The 5,776-nt window shown below is 70.5% G+C and carries 7 protein-coding genes; 3 read left to right on the top strand and 4 right to left on the bottom strand.

Annotation, left to right across the window (positions count from 1 at the left end; translation table 11 throughout):
* On the bottom strand, nt 1–1,724 hold a 1,724-nt coding region (locus Q0588_RS04425), incomplete at its 3' end, for a class I tRNA ligase family protein (RefSeq protein ID WP_298744115.1).
* Between the two features lie 211 nt (nt 1,725–1,935).
* Here Q0588_RS04425 and Q0588_RS04430 point away from each other — a divergent pair.
* Together Q0588_RS04430 and Q0588_RS04435 are read left to right on the top strand one after the other, a co-directional pair.
* Nucleotides 1,936–2,178, top strand: coding sequence for a hypothetical protein (locus Q0588_RS04430; protein ID WP_298744117.1), 243 nt, complete (start codon nt 1,936–1,938; stop codon nt 2,176–2,178).
* Nucleotides 2,159–2,797 carry an AAA family ATPase gene (locus Q0588_RS04435; protein WP_298744118.1) on the top strand — a complete coding sequence of 213 codons (639 nt, stop codon included), beginning with the start codon at nt 2,159–2,161 and terminating at the stop codon, nt 2,795–2,797. The genes Q0588_RS04430 and Q0588_RS04435 overlap by 20 nt, the downstream gene beginning before the upstream one ends.
* Here Q0588_RS04435 and Q0588_RS04440 read toward each other — a convergent pair.
* The 3 genes from Q0588_RS04440 to Q0588_RS04450 are packed head-to-tail and all read right to left on the bottom strand — an operon-like array spanning nt 2,769 to nt 5,078.
* Entirely contained in the window at nt 2,769–3,719 is a 951-nt protein-coding gene (locus tag Q0588_RS04440; protein WP_298744119.1) for a bifunctional riboflavin kinase/FAD synthetase, read from the bottom strand. The two genes, Q0588_RS04435 and Q0588_RS04440, sit on opposite strands and share 29 nt — an antisense overlap.
* Nucleotide 3,720: 1 nt before the next feature.
* Nucleotides 3,721–4,173: a MaoC family dehydratase gene (locus Q0588_RS04445; RefSeq protein ID WP_298744124.1), complete on the bottom strand. Its 453-nt coding sequence runs from the start codon at nt 4,171–4,173 to the stop codon at nt 3,721–3,723.
* Between the two features lie 35 nt (nt 4,174–4,208).
* Entirely contained in the window at nt 4,209–5,078 is an 870-nt protein-coding gene (locus tag Q0588_RS04450) for a TIGR01459 family HAD-type hydrolase (RefSeq protein ID WP_298744121.1), read from the bottom strand.
* A 217-nt stretch (nt 5,079–5,295) separates the two neighbouring features.
* Here Q0588_RS04450 and Q0588_RS04455 point away from each other — a divergent pair, with 217 nt between their 5' ends.
* Complete coding sequence (locus Q0588_RS04455; RefSeq protein WP_298744123.1) at nt 5,296–5,640, top strand: glycine zipper 2TM domain-containing protein; 345 nt, start codon at nt 5,296–5,298, stop codon at nt 5,638–5,640.
* The last annotated feature ends 136 nt before the right edge of the window (nt 5,641–5,776 follow it).

A 5,776-nucleotide genomic window follows, 5' to 3' on the forward strand; every position in this document is an offset into this window, starting at 1 on the left:
TCCTCGACCTTTTCATAGCGCTGCGGATCGTGGGCCCCGAGGAAGTCGGCGTCGGGACGGTCGAACCAGGCGTCGGCGCCGCCGTCGCGGATGGCGGCGAGGATGCGGGCGTCGACCTCGGGGTCGTGCAACGGCTGGCCGGTCTCCTTGTCCACGAACATGGCCAGGGGCGTGCCCCAGGCGCGCTGGCGGCTGATCAGCCAGTCGGGGCGGCCCTCGACCATGGCGCGGATGCGGTTCTTGCCCGCGGCCGGATGGAAGGCGGTGGCGTCGATGGCCGACAGGGCGCGCTCGCGTAGCGTGCCGTCGTCGTCCAGCGGCTTGTCCATGCGGATGAACCACTGCGGCGTGTTGCGGAAGATCACCGGCGCCTTGGAGCGCCAGCTGTGCGGATAGGAATGCTCCAGCCGGCCGCGCGCCAGCAGGGTTCCGGCCTCGATCAGCTTCTCCATCACCGCGCCGTTGGCGGGGCCGAACCTTCCGGTCTTCCTGCCCTCGGTCTCGATGACCTTGAGCCCGGCGAAGAGGGGGACGTGCGGGTAGTAGGCGCCGTCGGGATCGACGGTGTCGGGCACCTCGTGATGGCCGTGGGCCTTCCAGACCTCGAAGTCGTCGGCGCCGTGGCCGGGGGCGGTGTGGACGAAGCCCGTGCCGGCGTCGTCAGTGACGTGGTCGCCGGCCAGCAGGGGCACGGAATAGCCGTAGCCCGACGACAGCGCCGCCAGCGGGTGGGCGCACTCCAGGCCCGAGGGGTTGAGGTCGTCGACGCGGGTCCAGGCGGCGATCTTCGCGACCTTCAAGACCTCCTCGGCCAGCTTGTCGGCGAGGATCAGCCGGTCGCCCGGCCTGGCCCAGGGTTCGAACTCCAGCCCGGTCTCCATGGCCGTGACCTCATAGAGGCCGTAGGCGATCTCGGGACCGTAGCTGATGGCGCGGTTGGCCGGGATGGTCCACGGCGTGGTGGTCCAGATGACCACGGCGGGGTTGGCGTGGCGGAAGGCCAGCAGGTCGTCGGGATGATCGTCGGTGGCGGCCACCACGGGGAATTTGACCCAGACGGTCGGGCTGACGTGGTCGTGGTATTCGATCTCGGCGTCGGCCAGGGCGGTGCGCTCGACCGGCGACCACATGACCGGCTTGGAGCCGCGGTAGAGCTGGCCCGAGTTCTTGAACTTGTGGAATTCGGCGACGATGGCCGCCTCGGTCGGGAAGTCCATGGTGGCGTAGCGATGGTCCCAGTCGCCGAGGACGCCGAGGCGCTTGAACTGGTCGCGCTGCACGTCGATCCAGCCGGCGGCGTATTCGCGGCAGGCCTGGCGGAACTCGGCCTTGGAGACCTCGTCCTTGCGCCTGCCCTGGCTGCGGTAGCGCTCCTCGATCTTCCACTCGATCGGCAGGCCGTGGCAGTCCCAGCCGGGGACATAGTCGACGTCATGGCCGAGCAGGAAGCGGCTGCGGACCACGAAATCCTTCAACGTCTTGTTGAGGGCGTGGCCGATGTGGATGTCGCCGTTGGCGTAGGGCGGGCCGTCGTGGAGGACATAGAGGGGCGCGCCCTCGGCCTGGCGCTGCTTGCGCAGGGCGCCGTAGAGGTCGCCCCACTGTTCGAGGATCTGCGGCTCCTTCTGGGGCAGGCCGCCGCGCATGGGGAAGGGCGTCTCCGGCAGGAAGACGGTCTCGCGATAGTCGCGCGAGGAAGCAGGGGTGTCGCCGGCGTCGGCCATCAAGTCTCGTCTCGTCGTGTTGATCGTTCGCGTGGAGGTCGGGAGAATCCCGGCGAGCGCGGGGCCTGGGCCCTGCGGCGCTACGCCGGGCGGCTGATCGAGATCGGGCGAAACACGCGGACGGTCATGGTGCGAGCGGTCTAGCAGGCGGCTCGTCGGGGCGCCAGCCGAACCCTTGCCAAGCCCCCTGGCCGGGCGGATATTCGAACCCATGACCGACATCATCGTCCAGCGCGTTCCCGGCTCGAGCCGTCCCGGCAGGAAGCCCAAGGGCGTGACCTCCAAGCGGGTCACGGCGGCCAATGGCGAAAAGGTCACCATTCGATCTATCGACGCCAACAGCCCGACCTTCGCAGAGGACCTGCTGTACGTGTTCAGCCGGAACGTGGCGGCGGCGCGGCGCGAGAACAAGGCCCTCCTCGGAGCGCCGTCCGGTGTCCGAAAAGCCAAGTAGGCGACCGACGCTCTGGATCGTCGCGGGGCCGAACGGTTCGGACAAGAGCACCATCTACTCGATGCTCTCGGCCGAGGAGCCGGCGGGGTCGATCTGGATCATCAATCCCGACGAACTCTCCCGGCGCATCGAAGCGCAGGAAGGATTGGGCCTGCCGGACGCCAATCTTGAAGCGGTGAAGCGGATCGAGGCGTGGTTGTACGCCTCGGTGCACGCCCACCAGACTGTCGGCGTGGAGACCGTGCTTTCCACCGACAAATACCGGGCGCTCGTGCGTGAGGCGAAGGCGTACGGGTTCGACATCCGGATGATCTTCGTCTTCCTCCCCGACCCCGATCTCAACGTCGAGCGGGTGCGGATTCGGGTGATGAAGGGCGGGCACGACGTTCCTGAGGACCGTATACGGGCCCGCTGGAGTCGCTCGTTCGAACAGTTTTCGTGGTTCCTCGCCGAGGCGGACCGCGTCGACGTGTTCGAGAACTCCGGCGCCGAGCCGAAGCTGGTGATGACCAGGGCCGGGTCGTCCCTGACGATCCGTGGGGATTTGATTCCGCCGCTGGTCAAGGCGGTGACCGACGCGTTCGGCGACGTCACCTGGGTTGGTCCTCGCGACGACTGAGAATCCGTCGGGCCGCCGCGGCGTCGGCGTCGATCTGGCGTTTGAGGGCGTCGAGGTCGGCGAAGGTCTCCTCGCCGCGGAGGAAGGCGATCAGGCCGGTCTCGATGGTCTGGCCGTAGAGGTCGCCGTCGAAGTCGAACAGCCAGACCTCGAGCAGCGGCTCGTCGACGGCGAACATCGGGCGGACGCCGAGGCTGGCGACGCCGTCCAGCGTGCGGCCGTCGGCCAGGCGGGTCCGGACCGCATAGATTCCATAGGCCGGGCGCATATAGTCGCCGAGGCGGACATTGGCGGTCGGCACGCCGATGGCGCGGCCGCGCTTGTCGCCGTGGACGACCTCGCCCTCGATGGCGAAGGGGCGGCCGAGGATGGCGGCGGCGCGGGCCATGTCGCCGGCGTGGACCGCCTCGCGCACCGCGGAGGAGGACAGCTTGAGCCCGTCGGGGTCGTCGACCCGGGCGCAGACGGTGACGCCGAAGCCGAGCGCCCCGCCCTGGCGGCTCAGGCCCTCGGGCGAGCCGGTGCGGCCCTTGCCGTAGGTGAAGTCGAAGCCGACGGCGGCGTGGCGGACGCCGAGGCCGGCCGCCAGCACGTCGCGGGCGAAGCCCTCGTCGGACATGGCCGCCATCTCGGCGTCGAAGGGCAGCAGATAGAGGCGGTCGACGCCCAGCGGCTCCAGGGCCCGGGCCATCTGGGCCGGGGTCATCAGGCGGAAGGGGGCGGCGTCGGGCTGGAACCAGCGGCGCGGATGAGGGTCGAAACTGACCACGCCGAGGGGCGCGCCGAGCGCGCGGGCGGCCTCGCGGGTCCGCCCGATGACGGCCTGGTGGCCGCGGTGGACGCCGTCGAAGGCGCCGATGGCGACCGCCGCCCCCTTGAGGTCGCCGGGCAGGCCGCGCCAGTCGGTGACGATCCGGACCAAGTCAGGCCTTCGCCGGCCGCCGCCGGCGGGGCACGCGGACCAGGGCGACGCCGTCCATGACCAGCTTGCCGTCGACATAGCCGCCGCAATTGAGCTCGACCCGGGCGCTTTCCTGATCGACCGAGACGACGCTGACGCGAACCAGGACGTCGTCGCCGGGCCGGACCGGCAGGTGAAAGCCGAGGGTCTGGGAGATGTAGATGGCCCCGGCCCCGGGCAGGATGGTGCCGACCACGGCCGAGCCGAACGAGGCCGACAGCAGGCCGTGGGCGATGCGGCCGCGATAGGCGGTCCTGGCGGCGAAGGCCTCGTCGAGGTGGACCGGGTTGAAGTCGTCGGAGGCCTCGGCGAACAGGCGGATGCGCTCGTCCGAGACGTGGATGACCTTTTCGGCGGTCATGCCGGGATGGAGCTCCTCGAGGATATAGCCGCCCGAGGGATGTGCAGTGACCAGTTTCATGGCGGGGGCTTAGCCTGATTTGCAGCCCCTCACCACGTCAGATCGAGCATGGCGTAGCGGGCGTAGGTGGTCTCCGCCCTGAGCAGGCCGGCGGCCCGGGCCGGATCGAGACGGCCGTCGGGACCGCGCGCGGCGTCGCCGTGGATGCCCCTGGCGATGAACAGGCAGTCGAGCCCCTGCCGGTTGGCGCCGAGCACGTCGGTGGCCACCCCGTCGCCGATGCAGAGCACCCGGGCCCGGTTGACCGGCCGCCCGAGCAGCCGCTCGCCCTCGCTCACGGCCAGCTGGTAGATCGGCCCGAACGGCTTGCCGGCCATGGTGACGCGGCCGCCGAGGCTCGCGTAGAGGTCGGCCAGGGCGCCGCCGCAGTAGATCAGCCGGTCGCCGCGCTGGACCACCCGGTCGGGGTTGGCGCAGATCAGTTCGAGGTCGCGTGCGACCCCGCCGGCGAGGCGTTCGCGATAGTCCTCGGGCGTCTCGGTCTCGTCGTCGACCGGGCCGGTCACCGAGATGAAGGCCGCGTCGGCGGCGCCGTGGGCGCTGTCGAGGCCGAGCCCCTGGTAGAGCGGCCAGTCGCGTTCGGGGCCGATCACCCAGGCCGGGCCGGGGGCGCGCCGGGCCAGTTCGGCGCGGGTGGCGTCGCCGGAGGTGACGAAGGCCTTCCAGCTGGCGCGCGGCACGTCGAGCCGGTCCAGCTGGGCCACCACGTCGGAGGCCGGCCGGGGCGAGTTGGAGATCAGCACGACGTGGCCGCCCTGCTGGTTGAAGCGGGTCAGGGCCTCGCAGGCGGCGGGGAAATTCTCGCGGCCGTTGTGGATCACTCCCCAGACGTCGCAGAGCAGGAGGTCGTAGTCGCCGGCGATCTCTCCGAGGCCGCCGAGGGGGTGGGGGAGGGTCATGTCCGGCTGATAGCGGTTTCGGGGGAGGGGGTGAAGGGCGGGGCCGGTGCCTCGCTCCCGTCGTGTCCTTCCCGCCTTCTTCGTGGTCTTTGAGATGAACCAGCCCAGGTCGCCACCCGGGCGGAAGGCGGGCAGCCGCCCCGCGGAGCCGCCCCGCCCGGGAACGCCTCCGCGCGGCCGGGTGTTCTTTCCGGAGCGGGGCTGAGGGAGAGACGCGATGCACCACCTGTTGACCATGACGGCGCTGGGCGCCTGCGGCCTCGTGATGGCCGGCTGCGCCACCACCGACAACTACGCCTCGGCCTGCGAGCGCGACTATGCCGAGAACCGCAACCGCGCCATGGCGGCCGGGGCCGTGCTGGGCGGGGCCATAGGCGCGGCCGTGGCCGGCAAGGACGACCGCGAGGCCGGGGCCGCCATCGGGGCCGCGGCCGGCTATCTGATCGGCCGTCAGCTGTCGGCCGAGGACGACCCGTGCGGCTACGGCTTCGGCGGCTACAACCGCGACTACCGCTATGGCCGCGAGCGGGTCTATTGGCAGGACGGCGGCCGGCGCTGGTGAGGGAACGGTCAAGTAGGGTCAAGTAGGGACACACACCACTTTCCGTCCGGAGATTGGCGTGGAGTGACCCCCGGAACTGAGACAAGGAAAACAGGGACAGCTCTCGTGTAAGGAGAGCAGATGTCGAAGATGGAAG

The sequence above is a fragment of the uncultured Brevundimonas sp. genome (genome assembly GCF_937870815.1).
GTDB lineage: Bacteria > Pseudomonadota > Alphaproteobacteria > Caulobacterales > Caulobacteraceae > Brevundimonas.